Below are 23,674 nucleotides of genomic sequence, written 5' to 3'. Positions count from 1 at the left end.
GCCCAGTGATGGGCACCTTATGGTTATTCACTGATGGCATTCACAAAGCGGCGGGTAATCTGCTGTGGGCGGGTAATCGCGCCGCCCACCACCACCGCGTGCGCGCCCAACGCCAGGCAATGCGCCGCCATCTCTGGCGTTTCAACATTCCCCTCGGCAATCACCGGCACGGTTACCGCTGCCAGCACCTCGCGCAGGAAACGGCAATCATCGGCCGCCAAATAGCAGCCTTGGGTTTCCCTGGTGTAACCGTGCAGCGTAGTGCCGACACAATCAAAGCCTAACTGCGAGGCCTGACGCGCTTCATCCACGGTGGCAATGTCGGCCATCAACAGTAACTGCGGATAGCGCTGACGAATCGCCGCCACCAATTCTGGCAGCTGCAACTCGCCGGGACGTGCATGCAGCGTGGCATCCAGCGCCATCATCGCTGGATTGGCCGCCATCAACTCATCCACTTCGCGTAAGGTGGCGGTGATGTAGACATCGCTGCCGGGATAATCGCGTTTGATGATGGCGATAATCGGCAGATCCACGGTTTGCATAATCTGCTGCACGTCGATCAGGCTGTTGGCGCGAATCGCTGCTGCGCCACCTTCCATCGCGGCTAATGCCATGCGCGACATAATAAAGGGGCTGTGTAGCGGCTCATCTTCCAGAGCCTGACACGAGACCACCAGTTTTCCTTTAATCTGTGCCAGCATCGGTGCTTTCATAGCGCAAGTAACTCCTCTACTTCATTTTTGATAATGGTGACGTGCGGGCCGTAAATGACCTGTACGCCTTTGCCACGTTGGATCACGGCGCGTGCGCCAGTGGCTTTCAATCCGACCTCATCCAGTTTGCTGCTATCAATGAGCGTGATACGCAAGCGCGTGGCGCAGCAATCCAGTTCGCTAATGTTCTCTTTGCCACCCAGTGCAGCGATCACCTGTTGCGGACGCTCGCCGGCCACCATCGGCGCGCTTTCAAGCACCGCATCTTCACGGCCCGGCGTTTTGAAATTGAAGCGGGTAATCAGCAGGCGGAAGGTGAAGTAATAGAGCAGGAACCACGGCACGCCGACCAGCGGGACGTACCACCAATGGGTTTTGGCTTCGCCCTGCAACACGCCGAACAGGATGAAATCGATCAATCCGCCGGAGAAAGTCTGGCCAATGGTGATGTGCAGGATGTGGGCGATCATAAATGCCAGGCCATCGAACAGCGCGTGAATGACATACAGCACCGGCGCGACAAACAGGAATGAGAACTCGATCGGTTCAGTGATGCCGGTGAGGAAGGAGGTCAGCGCCGCAGAGAGCAACAAGCCGGCGACGCGTTGGCGGTTTTCCGGTTTGGCGGTGTGATACATCGCCAGACACGCGCCAATCAGGCCAAACATCATGGTGATAAAGCGCCCCGACATAAAGCGCGACGTGCCAACGTAAAACTGCTGGGTAGCGGGATCGGCCAGCTGGGCAAAGAAGATGCGCTGCGTGCCTTCCACCAACTGCCCATTGATCACTTCGCTGCCACCGAGCGCGGTGGTCCAGAACGGCAGATAAAAGATGTGATGCAGGCCGAACGGGCCGAGCATGCGCAGTACGAAGCCGTAGATAAAGGTGCCAAAATAGCCGGTGGCATCAACTAAGCCGCCAAGGCCAAAAATCAACTTCTGGAAATGCGGCCAGACGATGGTCATCGCCGCACCCACCAGAATAGCGACGAACGAGCTGATGATCGGCACGAAGCGCGAACCACCAAAGAAGCCGAGGAACTGCGGCAGGGCAATCTTGTTGTAGCGGTTATGCAGCATGGCGGTCACCAGCCCGATGACCACGCCGCCAAACACGCCGGTCTCCAGCGTCTGAATGCCGAGCGCCATTCCTTGTCCCACCGCGCTGAGATTGCCCTGCGCCAGCACGCCGGTCAGCGTCAGCAGCGCATTGATGGTGGCATTCATCACCAGATAGGCCAGCAGAGAGGCAAGTCCCGCGGTGCCTTTGTCACTTTTCGCCAGCCCAACTGCGACACCCACCGCAAACAGCACCGCCAGGTTGGCGAACACCACGGAACCGGCACTCGCCATGATGGTGAAAACGCCTTGTAACCAGGCGACATCAAGAAAAGGGTAAGCCTTAATGGTATTAGGATTGGAAAGGGCACCGCCAATGCCCAGCAGCAAACCGGCGGCGGGTAAGACGGCAATAGGCAACATAAACGACTTGCCAAAGCGTTGGGCTTTTTCAAACCAACCGCCTGAAGAGGTAGCGCTGAACAGTGATGACATAAATTTTTATCCCTGAAGTGTGTTTGTGGTAAAAATTATTACCACAATCTAATTCATCGGTTGAAAACTTCCATCATTATTGTGATAGCTTTCACTTATGCCCTAATCTGCTGCACACTGTGCCGCATAAATGACGTGTAGAAGGAAGGTCGCCATGACGGACAATGAAAACATTTTGCTGCACCTACGCCAGGCGTTGCCGGGCTATAGCCCAACGCTGCAAAAGTTGGGCGATTTTATTCTCACCGATGCGCAAAAAGTGTTGTATCTCACCATTACCGAGCTGGCGCGCGAAACGGAAACCAGTGAAGCCAGCGTGACGCGTTTGTGCCGTCATCTGGGCTGCAAAGGCTATACCGAATTCAAAATGGCGCTGGCGCTGGATGTGCAGCACAATCAGCCAGCAGCGATGGCCAGCGGTGACAGCATCGATATGCTGGTTGAGGAGACGGTGCAGGCGCTGCGTGATACCGGAAAATTCATCAACCGCGAGGTGCTGCAGCACGCGGTGGAGGCGCTGCATCAGGCCAAAACCATCCAGATTTATGGCGTGGCGGCCAGCGCGATTACCGGTGAATATCTGCATTATCGTCTTTTGCGCCTGGGAAAATCGGCGCAATTATTTGGTGACATGCACCGCGCGGCGATGAATGCTTCGACGCTGCAAGAGGGCGATTTAGTCATCGCTATCTCGGCATCTGGCTCGACGAAGGATGTGATGCACGTAGTGAAAGTGGCGAAAAAGCAGCATGCGCGCGTGCTGATGCTGAGCAATACGCTGCGCAGTCCGATGGGCAATTTAGCCGATATGTTGCTGGTGGCGGCGCGTCCGGAAGGGCCATTCAACGCGGGCGCGTTGAGCGGCAAAGTGGGCGCGATGATGCTGGTAGAAGTGTTGATTAATGAATTAATGACGCACGATGCGCGTTACCTGGCGGCCAGCCAGCAAACGGCCAGCGCAACTTTGCCGATGCTGATCTGAGTTATATGCTTGACGGTCGCTATGAATGGCGACCCTTCGAACTTGTAGGGTGCGCATTTATGCGCACCGTTTCAAATCACTCGCTCGCTAACGCCGCGACCGGATCCATCCGCGCGGCTTTGCGGGCGGGCAGATAGCCAAAAATCATGCCGATGATGGTGGAACAGGCAAACGCTGCACCCGCCGATTGCCACGAAAATATCGCGGTGATCATGCCACCTGCCAGCAAGCTGATGATAGGGCCAATCACCAACGCCAGCGCCACGCCGAGCGATCCGCCGACTAAACACACCAACACCGCTTCAATCATAAACTGCTGCATGATATCGCCGCGTCGCGCGCCCACCGCCATGCGCACGCCGATTTCATGGGTACGCTCCGTTACCGACACCAGCATAATATTCATTACGCCAATGCTGCCGATCATCAACGCAATCGAGGCCACCAGCAGAATTAACAAGGTGAGCGTTGCCGCCGCATCCTCGATGGCTTTGCGATATTTGTCGCGGTTGAACATCAGGAAATCTTTGGTGCCGTGACGTGCCGTCAGCAGTTGCGTCAGCGATTCGACAGCCGGGCCGCTGACCACATCCTCTTTTAACTTAATGCTGATGCTGGTGAGCGCGGTTTGTCCGCTGATGCGATACATCACGGTGCTCCACGGCAACCATACGCTAAGGCGATTAGGCGACATGCCATCATTATTATCCGCCACGCCAATTACGCGCACTGGCACCGACCCCAGCACGATCATCTTGCCAACCGGACTTTCAGCCTGTTCGCCAAACAGCTTATTGCGCGTGTTGGTATCAATGATGATCTCCTGGCGCGCATGCCGTTCGTCGCTGAAGTTGCTGCCTTCCAGCAGCTTAATGCCCTGAATCTGGAAGTAGTCTTTGCCGACGCCGTACACCGAGGTTTTCGACGAGTTGGAGAGATAGCGAATCGGCTGACTGGCGATCATCTCCGGGCTAACCGCGGCGACAAACTGCTGACGCGCGATCACTTCCGCATCCGCCATCACCAGCGTTAGCACCGGATGCGCCTCATCCTCAACGAAATCACCGCCGGCATACACCGACACCACGTTGGTGCCGAGCCCGGAAATGCTCTCGAGGGTTTTTTGCCGCGCGCCCTGGCCGAGCGCCACCACCGTCACCACCGCCGCAATGCCAAAAATAATGCCGGTCATGGTTAATGCGGTACGCAGCCGATGGGCGTTCATGGCATTCAGCGCCATGCGCAACGATTCGCGTAAGCGGTCAATCAATCCGCGCAGTTTGCTGTGACTTTTGCGGGCAGCAGGGACGTAACGCGCGCGCGCGGCATCCTGTTTGCGGCCGCTATCGGCAAAAATCTCGCCATCCTGAATCTCGATAATACGATCGGCGTGCTGCGCCACTTTCATGTCGTGCGTCACGATGATCACCGTATGACCTTCGCGATTGAGATCGTGCAGGATGCGCAGCACTTCCTCGCCAGAGTGTGAATCCAGCGCGCCGGTGGGTTCATCGGCGAGGATAATTTCGGCACCGTTAATCAGCGCACGCGCAATACTCACGCGCTGCTGCTGGCCGCCGGAGAGTTCGCCCGGCTTGTGGTGTTCGCGGCCCTGTAAGCCTAAACGTGCCAGCAGATCTGCCGCACGCTGCTGGCGCGCCTTGCCCTGAAGATTGGCGTAGATAGCCGGGATTTCAACGTTACTCAACGCGCTGAGGTCCGGCATCAAGTGATAGCGCTGGAAGATAAAGCCAATATGCTCACGACGCACTTTCGCCAGCGCATCCGGCGACAAGCTGGCGGTATTCTGCCCACCGATCAAATAGTCGCCGCTGTCCGGCGCATCCAGGCAGCCGAGGATATTCAGCAGCGTGGATTTTCCCGAACCGGACGGGCCGATGATCGCCACGAGCTCACCGCTGGCGATGCTCAGGTTGATGTCTTTCAGCACATGCAGGGATTGCGAACCGTTAACATAGCTGCGCTGGATGTTTTTCAGTTCGATAATATTCACATTAGCACCTTGTCAGCGCCCGCGGTCTGGGTGGCAAGGATCACTTTTTCCCCGGCTTTTAAGCCGCTCAATACCTGAATGTCCACGCTGTCGGAAATGCCGGTGGTGATGGTGCGTTTCACCGGTTTGTTATCCTGGTCCGGGATTTCGACGTAGGTTTTGCCATCGGCATCTCTCTTCGTCGCCTGCACCGGCACCAGCAAGGTGTTTTTCGCTGCATCACGCAGCAGGTTGACCTGCGCGGTCATGGAGATGCGCAGCGCATTGTCCGGGTTGGGCACATCAAGCAGGGCGTTGTAATAGACTGCGGCGTTGGTGCTGCTGCTCGGCGTGCTTTCGCTATTGCCCATCAGCGCATCATCTTTCATCACCGATTCGGGAGCCAGTTCGAGACTACGCAGCGTGGCGTTATAGCGTTTGTCTGGATTCGAGAAGGTGGTGAACCACGCCTTTTGTCCGGGCTGCACATTATTGATATCCGCCTCGGAGATTTGCACTTTGATGGTCATGGTGCCCAGCTGCGCCAGTTTGGCGATTGTTGGCGCGGTTTGTACCGCATTCACCGTCTGACCTTGTTTGGTGACAATAGCGACCACGGTGCCATCCATCGGCGCCATGATGCGCGTATAGCCGAGATCGAGCTGCTTCTTATCAACCTCAATTTGTGCCTGAATCACGCGCGCTTTCTGTGCCGTCAGCTCCGCCTGCGCAATGCTCCAGGCTTCCGCCGCTTGATCAAAATCCTGGCGAGATACCGCATTGGTTTTAATCATCTGTTGCAGACGTTTGAATTGTGCGTCTTGCCGTAACAGCGTGGCTTCTCGCGTCGCTAAATCAGCTTGTGCCACGCTGAGTGCTGCCTGCGCATTGCGCAAATCGCTGCGCTGTGGCTGATCGTCTATCTCAGCGATCAGCTGGCCTTTGGTGACGTTATCGCCCGTCTTGATATAGAGCTTTTTTACCTGACCAGAAACCTGCGCGCCGACATTGACGCGCTCAACCGCGTCCATTTTGCCGGTTGCAGCAATGACGTTTTCAATGTCGCCCTGGCGCACCACGGCGGTGACGACGGTATTCGGTTTATTGCGCGACCCAGAGAAATGCCAGATCAGTAGCAGGAGAATGACAGCAGCGAGTGCGGCTAAAAGCCACTTTTTAGAAATAGTCAGCATAAGCGTCCCTTTTATGAAGTGAGAATCATAATCACTTACGACAATAATCAGGAGTAAATTTTCCGTTATTTTTCTGCGCCAGACGGCAGTGAAGAAAAAAAGATCGTCGTTACCCAACAGAAACCACCGCTGAGTTGTTTACAGCTTATCTGAGCCACTTTTGACTCAGCACAACTCGGCGTTCCGTGGCCATTCCGTGAGGAAAAATGATGAAGGCGATAATGAAGTTGCTCGACGCTAAACAGACGATCATTACGCCATCCATGGCGACCTGATTTACCGGTACATAACTTACAGGCCTAGCTGGGCTTTAAGCATCGCTATCTCCTCACGCCACTGCGCCTGTAACGCTGGCTTTTGATGCTTCGGTTTGCGCGTCAGATCCTCGTCCAGCTTGCTTTCGACCTCCAGCAGCGCCAGCAGCAGGGCATCCTCATCCGCTGCCTGTGATATTTCCCGTAAGTCAGCCTGAGAAGGCGCAAAGGTGATTTCCGCTTGCTCAGCCCGCAGGCGCGCGGTGACCGCAGCAAAATCATGCCACTCGCTGAGTTGCCGATCTTCAATCAACCAAAAGCGATTACAGCTGTTAGCGATTAACTGGCGATCGTGTGATACCAGCAAAACTGCGCCGTCGAACTGAGTTAGCGCTTCCGCCAGCTCCTCCTTGCCCACCATATCCAAATGGTTGGTGGGTTCATCCAGCAACAGTAACGAATAACGCGCCAGGGTTAATCCAATAAATAACAGGCGGGAGCGCTCCCCGCCGCTCAGTGAACCAATTAGCTGTTGATGGCGTAGATAGGGGAATCCAGCCGCGATCAGCGCCATTTTGCGCTGTTCGTCGCTGAGCGGCGCGAAATGAGCCAGCGCGTCACTCAGCGTATCCGCATCGCCCAGCTGATGCAGACTTTGGTCGTAGTAGCCAAGACGCGCACGCGGATGAAACAGCGCGCTGTCGGTTTGCTGATATTCCCGCCATAAGTGCCGCAGCAACGATGATTTGCCCGAACCGTTGCGTCCGACAATCGCCACCCGATCGCCACTTTTCACCTGCAGCAGCGGCAACGAAAACAGCGCAGGCGCACCTGCGGCAGGCCGAATCGTCATCTCAGGCAGCGCCAGCACGCGATCGGCCTCCAGCGCTTCACCGTGCAGCTGCAGCCGCCACAAGGATCCTTCACTCAGCGTGGTTTGCGCCTCTTTCAACCAACTGGCGCGCTTCTCCATTTGCTGAGCTTTGCGTGACAAACCTTCGTTATCGTAAGTGCGTCCCCAAATCGCCAGACGTTTGGCGCTTTTCTCGACGCGATCGATCTCCTTCTGCTCAGCCTGAAAGCGTTGCGCGTCGGCTGCATCTTGTTCAAGTAACGCCTGACGTGCGGCCGTGCAGGGCAGACGGAAGTATTGCAGTCCCTTATCACGCAGAATCCAGCTGCAGTTGGTAACGCGATCCAGCAAGGTGCTGTCATGCGAAACCAGCACAAAACTGCCGCTCCAACGGGTAAGAAAGTTTTCCAGCCATAGCAGTGTTGGCAGGTCAAGGTGGTTGCTGGGTTCATCCAGTAGCAGCAGATCCGGCTGGAGGACCAGCGCCCGCGCCAGCAGCAAACGCATATGCTGGCCGCCGCTCAGCGTGGCGACGGTATGTAACTGTTGCTGCTCGCTAAAACCGAGGCTGCCGAGCAGCGCTTCGGCGCGCCAGCCATCGCTCTGTTCTGGCAAACGCGCCATTACGGCATCGAGCAGTGAAGCAGTATGCAGTTCAGCAGGCAGATGCTGCTCAATACGCGCCAGTAAACAGTGATTAGCCTGGGTAATGCTGCCGTGGCTGGCTGCCAGTTCGCCGCTGAGGATTTTTAGCAAGGTGCTTTTGCCGGTGCCGTTATCACCCAGCAAACCGATGCGGTCGCCTTTTTTCAGGCTGAAATGGATATCGTGAAACAGGACACCGAAGGCGTTATCGAAGCCGACAGCGTGGGCGGAAAGTAGAGTGCTCATGTGCTTACTCATAAGTTGCAGGCGCAAAAAAGCCTGACGTCATAGAAAAGCTGACGACAACCCAGAGAGTAAAGATATTCAGAAAACTTCGCTCAGGGCGGATTATCGCAGCACGAGTGCGGCAATGCCTGAGCGCGGCCAATTACTATAGAAGTGTGAGTAAATAAACAATTCACACGACAGCATAGTAATCCTCCTTAGTTATCAGTAAGTGAAAAGATGGGCCGATGATAACGGGGCTGTAACCTGTTTTCCAGTGCCATAACTTCTTTGTGAGTCATTAAGCATGAGGCTTCTCGCGCCGTCCTTGCGCCAAAATGTGCTAACTATCACATTTAATGAAATTTCTTTTTGTTGAGCATGACGCTTTCAGCGTTAAAGGCGGTAGATATGTCACGCTTTGTGACATGATAAGCATCATAATTATCGCATCAGGATATTTAAATAAATGTTCGACGCCAGAAAACTCTCTCAGCTAAACGCGCTTGAAAGTAGCGTGCACAACTATATTATCAAGAACATTAACGCGGTTATTTATATGACGATACGGGAGTTGGCAGATAATTCTGGTGTCTCTACCGCGACGGTTCTGCGATTCTGTAAAAAAATGGATTTCAAAGGTTACTCGGAACTTAAAGCGAGTATGAAGTTGCAGTTGCGCAAAAACAGCACCTTACTTATTCCTCATGGTGCTGAAGAAATAATGACGTTCTTTAAAAGCATTAGAAACGATGAGTTTGAAGAGCTGATTACCCATGCGGCAGGACACATTCGTGATGCCGAGCGGGTGTTCTTTGCCGGCGCAGGCAGCTCCGGGACGCTTGGTAGGTATGGTGCGCGTTTTTTCTCAAATATTGGCAAGTTCAGTAATCACATTGATGATCCCTATTATCCTGTGAGTACCGATATGGTACAGAGTTCAGTGGCCATCGTGCTCTCCGTTTCCGGAGAAACCCCTGAAATTTTGAAGCTTGCCCGACAGTTTGTTATTCATAAGTGCAAAGTTATTGCTATTACCTGTAAGGCTGATTCAACCCTGGCGAAGCTGTCAGACTTTATTATTCCCTATCACGTGTCGCGCATTTTGGTTGACAATGAATACGATATTACGACGCAGGTTCCGGTTATTTTTATTCTTGAATCCATTGGTCGAAAATTAGTGGTAAATAATGTCAGTGAGCTGTCACGTGGTGTGACATTTTTGTAATTAAAGACCCGCAACAACATATTGTGACCAGGTGACATTGCCGAAGCGTTTTTCTAACATTGCCGGATTAGTTCGCTCCTGATGGGCAAATTTCCCTCTGGCAATGGAAAAATAACATGGCAATAAATTATGCGGATTCTGCGAAAGAGATCGTAAGACTGATTGGTGGCGATAATAATGTGATAAGTATCACGCACTGTGCCACGCGTCTGAGATTTGTGCTTAAAGATTATTCTCAGGTTGAAGTCGAATCACTGAAGCGGGTAAAAGGGGTGATTACCGCCATGCAGGCTAGCGGCCAGATGCAGGTGGTGATCGGTAATCACGTCGGTGATGCTTACCGCGAGGTTCAGAATTTACTCACCCTTGATGAAAATGCTGCGGTAGAGCCTCCCAACGTGGGCATTGTCAGCCGCATCATGGATATTATCTCCAGCATATTCGCGCCTTTTCTTTATCCGCTGGCCGCCTGTGGCGTGTTGCAGGGCATTATTTCACTTCTTACCGCCATCGACGTAATGGATCCAGCGGGTGGTACCTATCGCATCCTTAATTATGTTTCCTGGACCGGCTTTACCTTCCTTCCGGTAATGGTTGCTTTTACGGCGGCAAAAAAATTCAATGTAAATCCGTTCACGGCAGTGATTTCCGCCTGTGCGCTGGTGTCGCCGGATTACCTGAATATGTTGACGGCCAACAAAATCCTGACAGCTAACTCGGCCGATCCCACAGTGCAGGCGTTAATGAAGAGCGCGGTGGAAAATCCCGCCATCTCCAGGGTGCTGGTTGAGATTGCCGGCATTCCGCTTGATGCCGCACCGCTGACCTTTATGGGGCTACCGGTACAGTATCTGAGTTATACCTCGTCCGTTATCCCGATCATTTTGATGGTCTGGGGCATGTCTTATGTTCAGCGTTTCTTTGAACGCGTCCTTCCCCTGGTGATCAGAAACCTGTTCACGCCAATGTTCTGCATCGCCATCATGGTGCCGCTGACGCTGCTGGCATTTGGTCCCATCGGCAACATGATTGGTGGCGCTATCGGCGGGGTCTATAACACCCTTTATCACCTGAGCCCCGCTATTGCTGGATTTGTTGTGGGTGCCCTGTGGATGCCTTTGGTGACCTTAGGCGTGCACTGGGGGATCACGCCCGTTACCGTCGGGAACTACGCAACCTTGGGCTACGACACCTTTACTGGACTGCAAGCTTCCGCGGTATTTGGCATGGCGGGCGCGGTGCTGGGTGTCTACCTGAAGGCGAAGGATGCTGAGCTTAAGCGTATGGCGTTATCGGCGGGCGTGACCGCGCTGTTCGGCATAACCGAACCCGCCATCTATGGTGTTGCACTGCGCCTTAAGCGGCCGATGATTTGTGGCTGCCTGGCCGGTGCTGCTGGCGGCGTCATTGCCGGAGCCTTCAACGCGGTGTCCTGGAGCTACTGTATCCCTGGCATTGCCGTTCTACCGGTGTTCTTCAAAGAAGGGCATATGACGCAGTTTCTCGGATTCCTGGTATCGATAGTCGTGGCATTCATGCTGGGCATTCTGTTTACCTGGGTGGCAGGATTCAAAGAACAGAGCGAAGCAGACGTTCGCGCCATGCCTCAGCCAGGCACCATCTGAATTAATTGAGAGAGTGAATATGAATAACCCATTTCCGAACAATTTCATGTGGGGCGGTGCGGTCGCGGCTCATCAGGTTGAGGGCGCCTGGAATCAGGGGGGAAAAGGCCCGAGCATCGTCGATGTTCTAACCAGCGGGGCGCACGGCGTTGAGCGCATCATCACTGACGGTGTACAGGAAGGCTACCGGTATGCGAATCATGAGGCAGTAGACTTTTACCATCACTACCGTGAAGACATCGCGTTGTTGGCCGAAATGGGCTTCCGCTGCTTTCGTACATCGATTGCCTGGTCGCGTATTTTCCCCCGCGGCGATGAATCAGAGCCGAACGAAGAGGGGCTGCGTTTTTACGACGCATTATTTGATGAACTATTGAAATATGGGATAGAGCCGGTCATTACGCTGTCCCATTTTGAAATGCCCAATTTGCTGGTAACCGAATATGGCGGCTGGAAAAATCGAAAGGTAGTAGACTTTTTTGTGCACTTCAGTGAGGTAGTGATTAAGCGCTTCCAGCACAAAGTAAAATACTGGATGACCTTCAACGAAATTAATAATCAGCGCAACTGGAAAACCCCGCTTTTCGGCTATTGCTGCTCCGGAGTTATTTTTACCCAGGAGCCAAATCCCGAAGAGTGCATGTATCAGGTTCTGCACCATCAATTTGTCGCCAGTGCGCAGGTGGTGAAGCTGGGTCACGACATCAATTCTGAACTGCAAATTGGTTGCATGATCGCGATGGTGCCGCTGTATCCATTTTCCTGTCATCCGGATGACGTCATGTATGCGCAGGAAGCCATGCGGGAACGCTTCCTGTTCAGTGATGTTCATATGCGCGGTCATTACCCGGCTTATATTCTTAACGAGTGGCAGCGTAAGGGATACCACATTGTCATGGAGCCCGGTGATGCGCAAATCCTGCGTGAGGGATGTGCCGATTATATCGGGCTGAGTTATTACATGAGTAATGCCGTCAGCAAAGAAAATGCCGGCAGCGGTACGGCACTGTCTGGATTTGAGGGCAGCGTGCCGAACCCGCATGTCAAAGCCTCGGACTGGGGTTGGCAGATCGATCCAGTCGGACTGCGTTATGTTCTGAATATTCTCTACGAACGTTACGAAAAACCGCTGTTTATTGTGGAAAACGGATTTGGTGCAGTCGATCAGATAAATGAAAAGGGCGAGGTCAATGACGACTATCGCATTGACTATTTGCGTGCTCACATCGAGCAGATGAAGCGAGCCGTGACGGAAGACGGCGTTGATGTGATGGGATATACGCCCTGGGGATGTATTGACTGTGTCTCTTTCACTACCGGGCAATACAGCAAGCGCTATGGCTTCATTTACGTCAATAAAAATGATGATGGCAGCGGTGATTTTTCGCGTTTGAAAAAGAAAAGCTTTGACTGGTATCGTCGGGTCATTGCCAGCAATGGCAGTGAGCTCAGTTAAGGTATGACTACTGATATGACTTGATGCACGCATCGTAGCGGCGCTGTTTATTAAGCGATAAATAGCGCCGCTATAAACGTTTTTAACCGGTCTGCTTTCGGCCTGTTATGCCTCAATTAGAAGCAGACGATTTAAGGCTTTTCTTTCTCATCTTCTGCCGGAATCAGCGGCTCATCAATCGCGATGGATGAATTCGATTTCAGCAGCTGAATATCCAGAATCACGTAAGTCATGGTGGTGATAAACAGTGAAATCACGCTGCCAATCACGCCGCTGGTGGTAAAGGTGAAATAGTTGTACATCACCACCCAGGTCACGCAAATAAACAGTGCCAGCGCCACGTTAATCGCCGAGTGCGAATAGTTGGTGGTACGCGCACCCATCTCATTAATCTGCCGGCTGAGATTCACGCCGCTGTATTTCTCCAGCGTAAAAATACCTTGCTCCCAATTACGCAACCGACGTGCGCCGCTGCGGGTGAGAAATAGATAGAGCAACGATATAAACAAGCCGGAGAACGCGATCAGCACCGGCACTGCTTCCAGCGCGTAGGCAAGGCTTTTATGGCTGGAAACCTGCGGGGTAAGGTCCAGCGTTAATGAGGCGCCTAGTGCGGCATACAAAAAAACGAACAACAGCAGAAACAGCGCGTTGCGCTTCCAATCGAGGTCGGCTTCATGATTCTTTTGCTGACGTGCACTGTTGAGCGCCTGGTGTAACTGCGTTGCATGGAGTGATGCGGTGTCAATGTTGTCAATCTCTTCACCCAACAAGCGGTGAATAAACGGCTGATCGGCCGGTTCAAGGGTAATGCGCATAAATTTCTCGCTGACGTAACGATCAAAGGCGTCAGTGTAACGTAATTCGTCAGGCGCGCGCAGAATCTGCGAGTAAGTGCGCAATTTTGCATCTCAACATCGGCTGTTGTTGCACATCATTTATACAATTACTGTGCGGTTATTACTGACCGCGTAAATGACGACGGAGTACAAGCTATGTCGTACGTTGATGGTTTTGTCGTAGCGGTGCCGGAAGCGAATAAGGAGGATTATCGCGCCATGGCGGCCAAAGCCGCGCCGCTGTTTAAGGAGTTCGGCGCCACGCGTATCGTCGAGTGCTGGGCGGATGATGTACCTGAAGGCACGCAAACCGATTTCTACCGTGCGGTGAAAGCTGAGGCGGGCGAAACGGTGGTGTTTAGCTGGATTGAGTATGCGTCGAAAGAGGTGCGCGACGCCGCCAACGCCAAAATGATGTCCGATCCGCGCATGAAAGCGCTGGGTGAAAATATGCCTTTCGATGGCAAACGCATGATTTATGGCGGCTTTGCGATATTGCTGGAGGAGTAGCTATCAGGTGCGCATTGTTGCGCACCTGAATGTTACCGATCACGGCCATTGCTGACACTGGATCACCGTGCGATAGCCATCGTGATCCTGGAAAGTTTGGCCTTGCTGTTCCCAATAAGGATTAAAAGATGTAACGCGCATAAAGCCGGCGGCGATCATGCTCTGGCAAATACGCTGCCACTCACTTTCTTCTGGCAGATAAAACACCAATAAATCCTCTTCTGAGGGGCGCGGCTCCACGGGATGTGCACTGCAGAGGGTAAATTCCAGATGCCACGGCACGCCCGGTTTTCCCAGCATTACGCCGCTAAACCCGGCGTGGTCTTCAAACGATCCTATCTCGGTCAAATCTAATCCGCGACAGTACATTTCCCGGCTTCGCGCCAGTTCGGTAACGGGTCTGGCAACGCGCATAACGGGTGCATTCATGTTTATCTCTCCATTTAACCAGGCGGTTCCTCTATTTACTGTAGCGGCTGATTACGGGCGATGGCGCAATGCGTGCTCATCGCAGCGGTGATTGGCGATAGCAGATTATTCGGGTAACGTGGAATGCTTATCTACCTACCTACAAATAATCACCGCACGCTAAGTTGCAGGAGAGTCAGTCCATGTCCGTTAATTCCGATATCGTCGGCATTGTCAGCGATGAATTCATCAATCCAAATATTGTAAAGCTGCTGAATGAGGTGACGCGTCAGCTTAATGAGCGTGGTTTTATCACTGTGCTACTGAATGTAACTTCACGCGAAAGCTATCAACAAACTTTGCGCAATCTGGCACCGCTTAACATTGGCGGGTTGGTATTTCTGACGTCGCTGTTTGCCGATGAACTCAGCGTAGCAGCGGATATTCTGCCGCAGGTGGCGACGGTGCACCTGTGCCGCAGCGCCAGTCGCGATGCCAACGTGGTGATTGCCGATGGTTATGGTGCGGGCGCAGAGATGGGATTATTGCTGTTATCGCAAGGACATCAACGCTTTGGTTTTATGCATAGCCAGCAGAATGCGACGCCAGCGCGCCAGATGCTGGGCTTTGCCGCCAGCCTGCAAGCCGAACAGAAGGCGTTGCAGGTTCAGCTCAGCGCCGGAAATAACGATCGCGAAATGGCCTATCAGGCGATGATGGCGTATTTGAAAAAAACGCGTGCTGCCGAGCGCATTAACGCGCTGTTCTGTGAAAGTGACGTGCTGGCGTTTGGCGCGTTACAAGCGGTGCGCGATTTCGCACAGGGCGCACATGTCGCGGTGGTGGGGTTTGATGATGTCGATGAAGCGCGCGCCTCGACCTGGCATCTGACCAGCTGGGCGCAGCGCCGTGATCTGCTGGTGGCCGAAGCGCTCAATCGTCTGCTGGATAACCGAAGCGATGACAGCAATGCGTGGCAGCAAGGTGAATTGCAGGTGCGTCATTCGCATCATGGTAAACATGTGCCGGGCGAAATGTCGCAGTGCGGCTGCGCGATTCGTCATTAATGCAGCAAGGATAACGGGATGTTATGGCTTCTCGCCAAATACGCCATCACGGCGGGCATGGTGGTATTGATTTCTGAAGTGGCAAAACGTAGCGATCGGCTCGGCGGACTGATTGCCGCTCTGCCATTAGTCACGGTTCTGGTGCTGATATGGATGAAGCTGGAAGGGCAGAGTCAGGCCAAAATCGCCAGCCATGCGTGGTACACCTTCTGGTATGTGGTGCCGACATTGCCGATGTTTATCGCCTTCCCATTTCTGTATCAGCGCTGGGGATTTTGGCCCACGCTGGTGGCGAGTTGTCTGCTGACCATCCTGTTATTTATTCTCTGGGCGACACTACTTAAACGCTTTGGCATTGAGCTCATGTAGTTATGGAACAAAAAAAGAGGGTGTTAGCCCTCTTTGTTAGCACTCAGAAAATATATTCTGCACTCTTAGCCAGCTTTACAAACGGCCCAGCCAGAGTTTGATTGTGGTGCGCAACAATTTGCTCTGCACTCAGCAGGCCGCTATCGACAGAAGTATGCCCATCCTCAATCAGCACTACGCGAAACCCTAAATCTGCTGCAGCACGACAGGTGGTATCCACACAATATTCACTCTTCATCCCTACGATGGCCACTTCTTCAACGCCAGCGTGTTTCATCGCTGTCAGCAGTTCAGTATCACGAAAACAGTTAGGGTATTTTTTCACAAATACCCGGTGGCGATCCGCCTTGTAGTGCAACTCAGGAATCAGCTGGGTTAACGGACTGCTCGCGGCGAAGGGCGAGCCTTCTGGGCCGGTGTGACGTGCGAGAAAAATCGGCGCATCGGCGGTGTCGGCACGATCGATAAGTTGATTGATGTTGGCTAACACCGATGCTGCAGCAAACGGCGCTTGCGGGCCATGAAATAACCCTTGCTGCATATCAATAATCAACAGTGCTTTGGAATCGGGTTGCTGCATGATGCGTCTCCTTTCTGCATGCTATGAACGGAGACTATTCCCCGTTCTTCTAGTGACGGGGCTGGGGAATCTGAAAGCTTATGTCTTCGCCACAGAAACACGCACGCCGCCGCCATAAGCGGTGGTGGTGGTGCTTGTTGTGGTTAATGCGTTGAAATAAGACATAAAAGCTCACAAGAGAGAGTGCGAACTCTGAATCTAACAGAGTTAGGTGAGAAAACAAGACGGATTTTGACTGCGTATTGTAAGGACAGGATGACGTTAGCAGGCCGTCATCCCGCCGATAAATTAATGCTTGGTGCCGTTACCCGAGCCATCGCGGTTGCGGAAAATGTGGGTGACGTTATCGGTATCTTTAAGCGCCACACCGCTCGCCTGGGGCACGTCGATATGGTGCATCACTTCCGTCATCGCGCGGCTGAGCGCGGCCCGGCGCGGCGGATCACGTTCGAGTGACGCCATAATCCGCAGTTTATCAAGCAGGGCGCGGGTAGAAACTGGCCCGGATTTTTTCAGCAGCTGTAAAATTGCATCGCCCATGATGATGTCGGTGAGTCGTTCTTCATCACTTCTGTACATAGATACTCTCTGGTTATCGCGGCTGACCTTTGGCAGATAACAAAGTGGATTCAGTCTAACGCGACAAGTCTAATGAGGCGGAAACCACTTGGTTAATTTCAGGTAGGCAGCGCCTGTTTTACGATTCACGTTCAACGGAAAACATCAGTCCAATTAATTGCTGATAGTGAATTTCTGCTTCCGTACCTCGCGCCTGCTCCATGCGGCAAAGCAGTTTAGTACAGAGCGTTTTGCGGCTTAGCGTCCGTCCAGAACGCAGGATTTCAACCACAATCTGTCCCAAGGTTTCCTGTTGAGTAGGCAATGAAGCTTCTTTGAAGTAGCGTGCAATAGCCTCGCATGCCGAAGAAGAGTTACGATCCTGACGCATGGTTCCATCCTTCAAGGTTAACGTATGACCTTTGTGCCCAGTAAAGTTATACAAAATAAATTAATCTGTACAGGAATATGGAGAATCATTTTGGCGTGAATTTGGCCAAAAGTGCTAACTTATTGTTAACAACAGCTTATCCATTACTGGCTCCAAACGCGCGAAGGTTTGCCAACGATGTGAAAGAATCCAGCTTTTAATGAGAGTATCGAGCAGATAAAATTGCACTTAAGGATCAGGTTGAAAATATTTCACGATGGTGGATTGAACTTATTTTTTTTGCGTGAAAATTATGCAATCTAAAATTAACTCAAATTTATGCGCGCAATAAGTCAATGTGGCATCCGGATTAAATTGAGTTAAGTTAATTAATTCGCTGTAAGAATAAATGAGCGTTGCTACTGATACGGCGGTGCGGGTTTATTTTCTCCGAAAGTTTGTGGAATCGGCCAATCTTGATCGCCTGACAGCCTGTTTAACGCCATGGCTGAAAGCGCAACCAGCCATTATCGACCGCCTTGCCAGATTCATTAATTAATTTTAGTAAACTCTTAACGCTATTATTTTAGCGATAAATTTACACTTGCCTGACAATTTCCTGCGCTTTAGTCTGTGCCCGCAGTTTAGGGATTAATTTAATTTCAGCACGGGATAAATAATGAAAAAGAGTACTGTTGCGGTATTGATGATGGCCGCACTTTCAGGAACGGCGTCTGCCGCTTCTGCAGATTTCGCACCAAACTTCTCCTCTGACAGCGTAAGTGTGGCAACATCAGTCGGGATGTTGGGTGGCAAATCGAAAGAGCTGGTTTATGACGCCAGTAACGGGCGTAAAATTAGCCAGCTTGACTGGAAAATTAAAAACGTCGCCATTCTTAAAGGCGATTTTTCATGGGATGCGTTCTCTTTCCTGACCCTGAACGCGCGCGGCTGGACGTCGCTGGCATCAGGTTCTGGCCACATGGATGATTACGATTGGCAGAACAGCAACCAGTCTAGCTGGACCGATCACTCTTCGCATCCAAACACCGATTTGAACCATGCCAACGAATATGATCTGAATGTTAAGGGTTGGTTCCTGCAGGATGATGCTTATAAAATTGGTGCGGTAGCCGGTTATCAAGAAACTCGCTTTAGCTGGACGGCGTATGGCGGTTCTTATGATTACGATAACGGCAATTTCGTGGGTAATTTCCCGAACGGCTCGCGCGGTATTGGTTATAGCCAGCGCTTCTCCATGCCTTATGTTGGTCTGGTTGGTCGCTACCGTATTAATGATTTCGAATTTAATGCGCTGTTTAAATTCAGTGATTGGGTACGTGCGCATGATAATGACGAACACTATATGCGTGATTTGACTTTCCGTGAGAAGACTTCGAATTCGCGTTATTACGGTGCCACGGTCGATGCGGGTTATTATGTGACCACGAATGCGAAAGTATTTGCCGAATTTAGCTACAGCAAATATGAAGAAGGCAAAGGCGGCACTCAGGTTATTGATACCACCAGCGGTCAATCAGCGTCATTTGGCGGCGATGCAGCCGGTATTTCTAACAAAAACTATACTGTGACGGTGGGTTTGCAATATCGCTTCTAATAGTGAAGCCGTAAAGTCTAACTTGCTTAAATAGCGTCAGGCATAGCGAAGGATCATCCAGTATGGATAATCCACGCTATGCCTTATTTTTTAATTAGCCGTTGTGACCATCGGTCGAGCGCGTTAGCGCTTCCCAGCGGTCAATCTCTTCGCTATACGCCTGCAGTTTCTGTCGTACCAAGCCCAATGCATCGCTGCCCAGCAACAGATGCGCAGGCGGATAATTGCTTTCGATCAGTTGCAGCAGGGCATTTGCCGCTTTAAGCGGATCGCCCAGTTGTTTACCGTTTTTTTCCTCACGCGCCTGACGAATAGGATCAAACAGCGCATCATAGTCAGCGATGCTGCGCGCGCTGCGAACCATCGAACGCCCGGCCCAGTCGGTCCGAAACGATCCGGGTGCGACAGCGGTCACATGGATGTTAAAGGGCGCCAGCTCTTTGCTCAGAGTTTCCGAGATGCCTTCCAGCGCAAATTTGCTGCCGCAGTAGTAGCTAATGCCAGGCATGGTAATAAAACCGCCCATCGATGTGATGTTGATGATATGTCCCCGACGTCGCTCGCGCATGAATGGCAACACCGCTTTGGTCATCGCCACCGCGCCAAACACGTTAACGTCAAACTGGCGACGCATCTCATCCAGTGAGGACTCTTCCATTACGCCTTCATGCCCATAACCGGCATTGTTTACCAGCACATCAATTGGGCCGAGATTGGCCTCAATATCGTTGATCACATCCGCAATCGCTGCGAAATGGGTGACGTCTAATTGATAAGCGTAAGCATTTTCCGCATGCAGAGCTGTAAACTCCGCTTTGGCAGCCGCATTTCGCACCGTGCCAACCACCTGATAGCCACGGCTTAGTGCGACCTCGGCCAACGCGCGGCCAAATCCGCTGCTTACGCCGGTAATCAATAACGTTTTTAATCTAGACATTTGCCGAACTCCGCGAATAAGTGGAAGATGCATAATATTCTCGGGATGTTAGGTCGGTAAGGCCTTATCTACTTTAATTGTTGCCTAATCTTATGAGTGAGCGGTTATGACGTTGATGGCGAGTTTACAGCAGCAGACGGTCGATCTGCTCAAAAGGTTAGCGCCGCATGAGGGATACAACCTCACCGCATTGCCCGATGTGCGCCTGCTGCGTTCCGACCGTCCGCTGGCGCGCACGCCGGTGCTATACGATCCCGGCATCGTGATTGTCTGTCAGGGCACCAAGCGCGGTTTCTTTGGCGATCAGGTTTATCTTTATGATGAGCAACACTATCTGGCGGTTTCCGTGCCGGTGCCTTTTACCATGGAAACCGCCGCATCCGCAGAGCATCCGTTGCTGGCGATCTACATGCATCTGGACTTCAACGTCGCGACTGAATTAATGCTACAGCTTGAACAGCAGGATGTGGCGTTCGCGGCGCAAGCGGCGCAGAGCATGATGTCGAGTCCGATGGATGAGACGTTACGCGCCACCGTGCTGCGATTTCTCACCGCGTTAAACCATCCGTTAGATGCACACATGCTCGGTCCCTCGCTGGTACGTGAACTCTATTATCGCGTGTTAACCGGTCCTCAGGGCAGCGCGCTGCGATCGGCTCTGACGTTACAAGGGCAGTTTGGCAAAGTGGGCAGAGCGCTCAGCCATATTCATGCGCACTATGCTCAGCCATTAACGCTAGGCCAGCTCGCGGCAGTGGCCAGCATGAGCGTGCCAACCTTTCACACCCATTTCAGAAACATCACCCATCAACCGCCAATGCAGTATGTGAAATCGGTGCGTTTACATCAGGCGAGAATGTTGATGGTACGTCAGGAGATGACAGCCGCTGCGGCCTGCCACGCCGTAGGCTATGAGAGCGCTTCGCAATTTAATCGCGAATTCAAGCGGCTGTTTGGTTTGCCGCCAGCGGAAGAGATCAGACGTATGCAGCGTAATTTTGCCGTGCCACCCGCACATCAGGCTTCACCGTTTGTTTCATCACATTAAAATCAGCGTATGCTATAAATGATAACCATTATCATTTTTAAACTGAGGTAGACGATGCAGGCAGTACAGGGAGAGGAGTTGCAGGCGGATTGTTGTATCGTCGGCGGCGGTCCAGCCGGTTTAATGCTGGGCTATCTACTGGCGCGCGCTGGACTACGCGCGGTGGTCATTGAAAAGCATCCTGATTTTCTGCGCGATTTTCGCGGTGACACCATTCATCCCTCAACGCTGGAAATTATGCGACAGCTCGGCCTGCTGGATGCGTTACTGGCGTTGCCGCATCAACGGGCGGAGAAGCTACAGGCAGAAGTCGCCGGTGAGGAGATCACCATGGCTGATTTTTCACGTTTACCGGTACAGTGCCGCTTTATCGCTTTTATGCCGCAGTGGGATTTCCTCAACTTCCTTGCCGCAAAGGCGGCACAGTTTCCGGGCTTTACGCTGCTGCAATCCACCGAATTTGACGACTTACTGTATGAAAATGGGGTGGTCTGCGGCGTGAATACGTTACAGGGTAACGAAACAACGATCATCCGCACCGCGTTGGTGATTGGTGCCGACGGACGTAATTCTCAGGTTAAAACCAAAGCCGGATTGACCGGTAAAAGCTTTGGATCGCCGCGTGATGTGCTGTGGTTTCGGCTGGAGAAACAGCCGGACGATCCGCAGTTGGGCATGGGCCATACAGGGCCGAAGCAAAACTTTATTGTCATCGATCGCGGTGATTACTGGCAGTGCGGTTACACCATTCAGAAAAACCAATTCGATGAGCTTAAGCTGGCGGGCTTGGCTGCGTTGAAAAGCAGCATTGCGGAAGTTGCACCCTTTAGCGCAGAACGCATGGCGGAAGTGGATGCGTGGGAGAAGCTCAAGTTGTTGTCGATACGTATCGACCGCCTTGACCACTGGATGAAGCCTGGGGTGCTTTGCATCGGCGATGCGGCACACGCGATGTCACCGATTGGTGGCGTTGGCGTCAATCTGGCGATTCAGGATGCGGTCGCCGCTGCGAACATGCTGACGAGGCCGCTTCAGCAGGGCAAGGTCACACTGCGCGATCTGCAAAAAGTGCAGCAGCGCCGCCAGTTCCCGACGGTTGCCACGCAATTCCTGCAGATCAAGATGAGCAGCAACAAACGTAAGCGCAGTACGCCGAGTAAAGTTCCGCAGATTATCGGGCGCTTTCCGTTTTTGCGTCATCTGTTTGGCCGCTTAATTGGTCTGGGATTCCGTACTGAGAAACCCAAATATTTATAACGCGCAAAAAAAAGCCCGCAAAGCGGGCCAGGTAAACGTTACCAATCTGAACATTCTCGTAGCAACGCATTGCTGTGTGTTGCGTCGCTATAATAGCAACGGGAAACAAGTTGTGCAGGAAATGATCAATGAGTTAATTTTGTTCTGTGGATAAGCATTATGCTTGCTGGCCACGCGTTGACCACCAGCAGATCAGCGATCCAAGGCTGACCATCGCGGTGCCTTGCCAGAAAGAGGGAGTCAGATGCGAGCGCAGGATAAAGGCTGCCAGCAGCGACGAGATTATCGGGATGAAGTAAGACGCCGCGGCTAAAATTGTCACGTTGCCATGCAGAATGCCAACATTCCACGCGGCGTAACCAAAGCCCATCGCCATAGCAGCCAGCGCTAAACTGATCCAAACCTCCGCGGACAAGATAAACGGCGGCTGTGGTGAAAGCAGGAATTTCACCCATAGCGTCAATGCGGTGAGAATAAAGAATAGGGTTATGCCATTGCTGCCGTTGGCAATTTTCTTCGTTACCACGCAATACACCGCCCAGATGATTGCGCCGCTCAACGCCAGGCCGTAACTCAGCGGATTATCCCGCACGTTGTTCGCTATCTCGCTCAATGAAAAAAACTGATCGCCGCCCAGCACCCGGCAAATCCCTGCTACGGCAAGTAATATGCCGGGAATAATCAGTGGGCTGGTTTTTTGTCGATTAACGATCACCGCCAACACGATGGTAATACTCGGCCACAGATAATTGACCATGCCAACTTCAATCGCCTGGCGGCCGCTATGGGTAAAGCCCAATGACAGCGACAAACACAGTTCGTAACAGACAAACAGCACGCTGCCGATGATCAGGTAGCTGCGCGGAAAAGTGCGCAGTTTAGGAAAGCCGACGCACAACAGCAGCAGAAATGCGCTGGCACTGTAGATGAGCGCAGCACCGCCAACCGGACCGAAGCCTTCGCTGACGTTCTTTATCAGACCTACAATCGCGCTCCACAGCAAAATGGCCATCAAGCCAATCAGTGTCGCTCTCTTTGGGGGCATGGCCCGTAACCTTAGTTTGTCAATTCGGGCCAAAATCCTATCAAATCAACGCTTCTTTGTATTGTTCTTGCAGCACCGGTATTTCCGCTGCGCAAGCTCAGGTGCCGGGAACCGTCACTACCACTTCATTTCGCCGGTGTTTACTTTGGCGCTCAATTCCAGCGGACTCTCCTCTGGCAGATTTACGATGTGCAGGGTGAGTTGATTTCGTCGGCGGTGAACGGCAACCCGCTGCGCTGCGCGCCTTTTTAGCTGCGGTGCAGCAGCAGTTAAAGACCTAAATCGTCGACACGCTTACTTTAAAGGAACAAAGTCATGACTAACAACAGGTTAGAATGATTA

The 23,674-nt window shown here is 52.5% G+C and carries 22 protein-coding genes; 10 read left to right on the top strand and 12 right to left on the bottom strand.

Annotation, left to right across the window (positions count from 1 at the left end; genetic code table 11):
- Positions 1-23: 23 nt before the first annotated feature.
- Positions 24-716, bottom strand: coding sequence for an N-acetylmannosamine-6-phosphate 2-epimerase (locus tag PMI17_RS12800; protein ID WP_007890145.1), 693 nt, complete (start codon positions 714-716; stop codon positions 24-26).
- A complete protein-coding gene (locus PMI17_RS12795; RefSeq protein ID WP_007890144.1) occupies positions 713-2,272 on the bottom strand; it encodes a maltose/glucose-specific PTS transporter subunit IIC in 1,560 nt (519 codons plus the stop codon). The genes PMI17_RS12800 and PMI17_RS12795 overlap by 4 nt, the downstream gene beginning before the upstream one ends.
- Positions 2,273-2,426: 154 nt before the next feature.
- Here PMI17_RS12795 and PMI17_RS12790 point away from each other — a divergent pair, with 154 nt between their 5' ends.
- Complete coding sequence (locus PMI17_RS12790; RefSeq protein ID WP_007890143.1) at positions 2,427-3,254, top strand: MurR/RpiR family transcriptional regulator; 828 nt, start codon at positions 2,427-2,429, stop codon at positions 3,252-3,254.
- 76 nt (positions 3,255-3,330) lie between these two features.
- On the opposite strand, the gene PMI17_RS12785 is transcribed toward PMI17_RS12790, so the two are convergent.
- From PMI17_RS12785 to PMI17_RS12775, 3 genes are all read right to left on the bottom strand, one after another.
- Positions 3,331-5,268, bottom strand: a complete 1,938-nt coding sequence (locus PMI17_RS12785) for a MacB family efflux pump subunit (protein ID WP_007890142.1) — start codon at positions 5,266-5,268, stop codon at positions 3,331-3,333.
- On the bottom strand, positions 5,265-6,440 hold the full coding sequence (locus PMI17_RS12780) for an efflux RND transporter periplasmic adaptor subunit (protein WP_007890141.1): 1,176 nt from the start codon (positions 6,438-6,440) through the stop codon (positions 5,265-5,267). Before PMI17_RS12780 ends, PMI17_RS12785 begins: the two co-directional genes overlap by 4 nt.
- Positions 6,441-6,731: 291 nt before the next feature.
- Complete coding sequence (locus tag PMI17_RS12775) at positions 6,732-8,438, bottom strand: ABC-F family ATP-binding cassette domain-containing protein (protein ID WP_007890140.1); 1,707 nt, start codon at positions 8,436-8,438, stop codon at positions 6,732-6,734.
- A gap of 448 nt (positions 8,439-8,886) precedes the next feature.
- Between PMI17_RS12775 and PMI17_RS12770 the strand changes: the two genes are divergently transcribed.
- From PMI17_RS12770 to PMI17_RS12760, 3 genes are all read left to right on the top strand, one after another.
- Positions 8,887-9,645, top strand: a complete 759-nt coding sequence (locus PMI17_RS12770; protein ID WP_007890139.1) for a MurR/RpiR family transcriptional regulator — start codon at positions 8,887-8,889, stop codon at positions 9,643-9,645.
- 116 nt (positions 9,646-9,761) lie between these two features.
- Positions 9,762-11,270 carry a PTS transporter subunit EIIC gene (locus PMI17_RS12765; RefSeq protein WP_007890138.1) on the top strand — a complete coding sequence of 503 codons (1,509 nt, stop codon included), beginning with the start codon at positions 9,762-9,764 and terminating at the stop codon, positions 11,268-11,270.
- A 19-nt stretch (positions 11,271-11,289) separates the two neighbouring features.
- Positions 11,290-12,726: a 6-phospho-beta-glucosidase gene (locus tag PMI17_RS12760; protein ID WP_007890137.1), complete on the top strand. Its 1,437-nt coding sequence runs from the start codon at positions 11,290-11,292 to the stop codon at positions 12,724-12,726.
- A 131-nt stretch (positions 12,727-12,857) separates the two neighbouring features.
- Here the strand turns inward: PMI17_RS12760 and PMI17_RS12755 are convergent, their stop codons facing one another.
- The gene (locus tag PMI17_RS12755; RefSeq protein WP_036621132.1) at positions 12,858-13,544 is read right to left on the bottom strand and encodes a hypothetical protein; all 687 of its coding nucleotides are present in this window, start codon (positions 13,542-13,544) and stop codon (positions 12,858-12,860) included.
- A gap of 177 nt (positions 13,545-13,721) precedes the next feature.
- Here PMI17_RS12755 and PMI17_RS12750 point away from each other — a divergent pair, with 177 nt between their 5' ends.
- A complete protein-coding gene (locus PMI17_RS12750; protein ID WP_007890135.1) occupies positions 13,722-14,075 on the top strand; it encodes a DUF1428 domain-containing protein in 354 nt (117 codons plus the stop codon).
- 39 nt (positions 14,076-14,114) lie between these two features.
- Here the strand turns inward: PMI17_RS12750 and PMI17_RS12745 are convergent, their stop codons facing one another.
- Positions 14,115-14,504 (bottom strand): VOC family protein, encoded by a 390-nt coding sequence (locus PMI17_RS12745; RefSeq protein ID WP_007890134.1) that lies wholly within the window; start codon positions 14,502-14,504, stop codon positions 14,115-14,117.
- Positions 14,505-14,686: 182 nt separating this feature from the next.
- Here PMI17_RS12745 and PMI17_RS12740 point away from each other — a divergent pair, with 182 nt between their 5' ends.
- Positions 14,687-15,550 (top strand): substrate-binding domain-containing protein, encoded by an 864-nt coding sequence (locus tag PMI17_RS12740; protein ID WP_007890133.1) that lies wholly within the window; start codon positions 14,687-14,689, stop codon positions 15,548-15,550.
- 18 nt (positions 15,551-15,568) lie between these two features.
- The gene (locus tag PMI17_RS12735) at positions 15,569-15,919 is read left to right on the top strand and encodes a DUF3147 family protein (protein WP_007890132.1); all 351 of its coding nucleotides are present in this window, start codon (positions 15,569-15,571) and stop codon (positions 15,917-15,919) included.
- 43 nt (positions 15,920-15,962) lie between these two features.
- On the opposite strand, the gene PMI17_RS12730 is transcribed toward PMI17_RS12735, so the two are convergent.
- The 3 genes from PMI17_RS12730 to ycgZ form a co-directional block, all read right to left on the bottom strand.
- Positions 15,963-16,499 (bottom strand): cysteine hydrolase family protein, encoded by a 537-nt coding sequence (locus PMI17_RS12730; RefSeq protein WP_007890131.1) that lies wholly within the window; start codon positions 16,497-16,499, stop codon positions 15,963-15,965.
- Positions 16,500-16,787: 288 nt separating this feature from the next.
- On the bottom strand, positions 16,788-17,078 hold the full coding sequence (locus PMI17_RS12725; protein WP_007890130.1) for a hypothetical protein: 291 nt from the start codon (positions 17,076-17,078) through the stop codon (positions 16,788-16,790).
- 118 nt (positions 17,079-17,196) lie between these two features.
- Positions 17,197-17,448, bottom strand: coding sequence for a regulatory protein YcgZ (gene ycgZ, locus PMI17_RS12720; RefSeq protein WP_007890129.1), 252 nt, complete (start codon positions 17,446-17,448; stop codon positions 17,197-17,199).
- A gap of 658 nt (positions 17,449-18,106) precedes the next feature.
- Between ycgZ and PMI17_RS12715 the strand changes: the two genes are divergently transcribed.
- Entirely contained in the window at positions 18,107-19,045 is a 939-nt protein-coding gene (locus tag PMI17_RS12715; protein WP_007890128.1) for an omptin family outer membrane protease, read from the top strand.
- A gap of 94 nt (positions 19,046-19,139) precedes the next feature.
- Here PMI17_RS12715 and PMI17_RS12710 read toward each other — a convergent pair whose 3' ends face one another.
- Positions 19,140-19,982, bottom strand: a complete 843-nt coding sequence (locus PMI17_RS12710; protein WP_007890127.1) for an oxidoreductase — start codon at positions 19,980-19,982, stop codon at positions 19,140-19,142.
- 106 nt (positions 19,983-20,088) lie between these two features.
- Here PMI17_RS12710 and PMI17_RS12705 point away from each other — a divergent pair, with 106 nt between their 5' ends.
- Both PMI17_RS12705 and PMI17_RS12700 read left to right on the top strand, forming a co-directional pair.
- On the top strand, positions 20,089-21,030 hold the full coding sequence (locus tag PMI17_RS12705; protein WP_007890126.1) for an AraC family transcriptional regulator: 942 nt from the start codon (positions 20,089-20,091) through the stop codon (positions 21,028-21,030).
- 54 nt (positions 21,031-21,084) lie between these two features.
- Complete coding sequence (locus tag PMI17_RS12700) at positions 21,085-22,287, top strand: FAD-dependent oxidoreductase (protein ID WP_007890125.1); 1,203 nt, start codon at positions 21,085-21,087, stop codon at positions 22,285-22,287.
- 157 nt (positions 22,288-22,444) lie between these two features.
- Here the strand turns inward: PMI17_RS12700 and yddG are convergent, their stop codons facing one another.
- Positions 22,445-23,332 carry an aromatic amino acid DMT transporter YddG gene (gene yddG, locus PMI17_RS12695; RefSeq protein ID WP_007890124.1) on the bottom strand — a complete coding sequence of 296 codons (888 nt, stop codon included), beginning with the start codon at positions 23,330-23,332 and terminating at the stop codon, positions 22,445-22,447.
- Positions 23,333-23,674 lie beyond the last annotated feature (342 nt).

It is taken from the genome of Pantoea sp. GM01, assembly GCF_000282675.1.
GTDB classification, from domain to species: Bacteria; Pseudomonadota; Gammaproteobacteria; order Enterobacterales; family Enterobacteriaceae; genus Pantoea; species Pantoea nemavictus.
Note: the sequence above shows the minus strand (reverse complement) of the source record. Positions and strands in the feature narration are given on the sequence as shown.

Excerpts from the sequence above, each read along its gene's own strand:
- PMI17_RS12800 (WP_007890145.1), bottom strand. The coding sequence starts at position 716 with ATGAAAGCACCGATGCTGGCACAGATTAAAGGAAAACTGGTGGTCTCG.
- PMI17_RS12795 (WP_007890144.1), bottom strand. The coding sequence starts at position 2,272 with ATGTCATCACTGTTCAGCGCTACCTCTTCAGGCGGTTGGTTTGAAAAA.
- PMI17_RS12790 (WP_007890143.1), top strand. The coding sequence starts at position 2,427 with ATGACGGACAATGAAAACATTTTGCTGCACCTACGCCAGGCGTTGCCG.
- PMI17_RS12780 (WP_007890141.1), bottom strand. The coding sequence starts at position 6,440 with ATGCTGACTATTTCTAAAAAGTGGCTTTTAGCCGCACTCGCTGCTGTC.
- PMI17_RS12775 (WP_007890140.1), bottom strand. The coding sequence starts at position 8,438 with ATGAGCACTCTACTTTCCGCCCACGCTGTCGGCTTCGATAACGCCTTC.
- PMI17_RS12770 (WP_007890139.1), top strand. The coding sequence starts at position 8,887 with ATGTTCGACGCCAGAAAACTCTCTCAGCTAAACGCGCTTGAAAGTAGC.
- PMI17_RS12765 (WP_007890138.1), top strand. The coding sequence starts at position 9,762 with ATGGCAATAAATTATGCGGATTCTGCGAAAGAGATCGTAAGACTGATT.
- PMI17_RS12760 (WP_007890137.1), top strand. The coding sequence starts at position 11,290 with ATGAATAACCCATTTCCGAACAATTTCATGTGGGGCGGTGCGGTCGCG.
- PMI17_RS12755 (WP_036621132.1), bottom strand. The coding sequence starts at position 13,544 with ATGCGCATTACCCTTGAACCGGCCGATCAGCCGTTTATTCACCGCTTG.
- PMI17_RS12750 (WP_007890135.1), top strand. The coding sequence starts at position 13,722 with ATGTCGTACGTTGATGGTTTTGTCGTAGCGGTGCCGGAAGCGAATAAG.
- PMI17_RS12745 (WP_007890134.1), bottom strand. The coding sequence starts at position 14,504 with ATGAATGCACCCGTTATGCGCGTTGCCAGACCCGTTACCGAACTGGCG.
- PMI17_RS12740 (WP_007890133.1), top strand. The coding sequence starts at position 14,687 with ATGTCCGTTAATTCCGATATCGTCGGCATTGTCAGCGATGAATTCATC.
- PMI17_RS12735 (WP_007890132.1), top strand. The coding sequence starts at position 15,569 with ATGTTATGGCTTCTCGCCAAATACGCCATCACGGCGGGCATGGTGGTA.
- PMI17_RS12730 (WP_007890131.1), bottom strand. The coding sequence starts at position 16,499 with ATGCAGCAACCCGATTCCAAAGCACTGTTGATTATTGATATGCAGCAA.
- PMI17_RS12725 (WP_007890130.1), bottom strand. The coding sequence starts at position 17,078 with ATGTACAGAAGTGATGAAGAACGACTCACCGACATCATCATGGGCGAT.
- ycgZ (WP_007890129.1), bottom strand. The coding sequence starts at position 17,448 with ATGCGTCAGGATCGTAACTCTTCTTCGGCATGCGAGGCTATTGCACGC.
- PMI17_RS12715 (WP_007890128.1), top strand. The coding sequence starts at position 18,107 with ATGAAAAAGAGTACTGTTGCGGTATTGATGATGGCCGCACTTTCAGGA.
- PMI17_RS12710 (WP_007890127.1), bottom strand. The coding sequence starts at position 19,982 with ATGTCTAGATTAAAAACGTTATTGATTACCGGCGTAAGCAGCGGATTT.
- PMI17_RS12705 (WP_007890126.1), top strand. The coding sequence starts at position 20,089 with ATGACGTTGATGGCGAGTTTACAGCAGCAGACGGTCGATCTGCTCAAA.
- PMI17_RS12700 (WP_007890125.1), top strand. The coding sequence starts at position 21,085 with ATGCAGGCAGTACAGGGAGAGGAGTTGCAGGCGGATTGTTGTATCGTC.
- yddG (WP_007890124.1), bottom strand. The coding sequence starts at position 23,332 with ATGCCCCCAAAGAGAGCGACACTGATTGGCTTGATGGCCATTTTGCTG.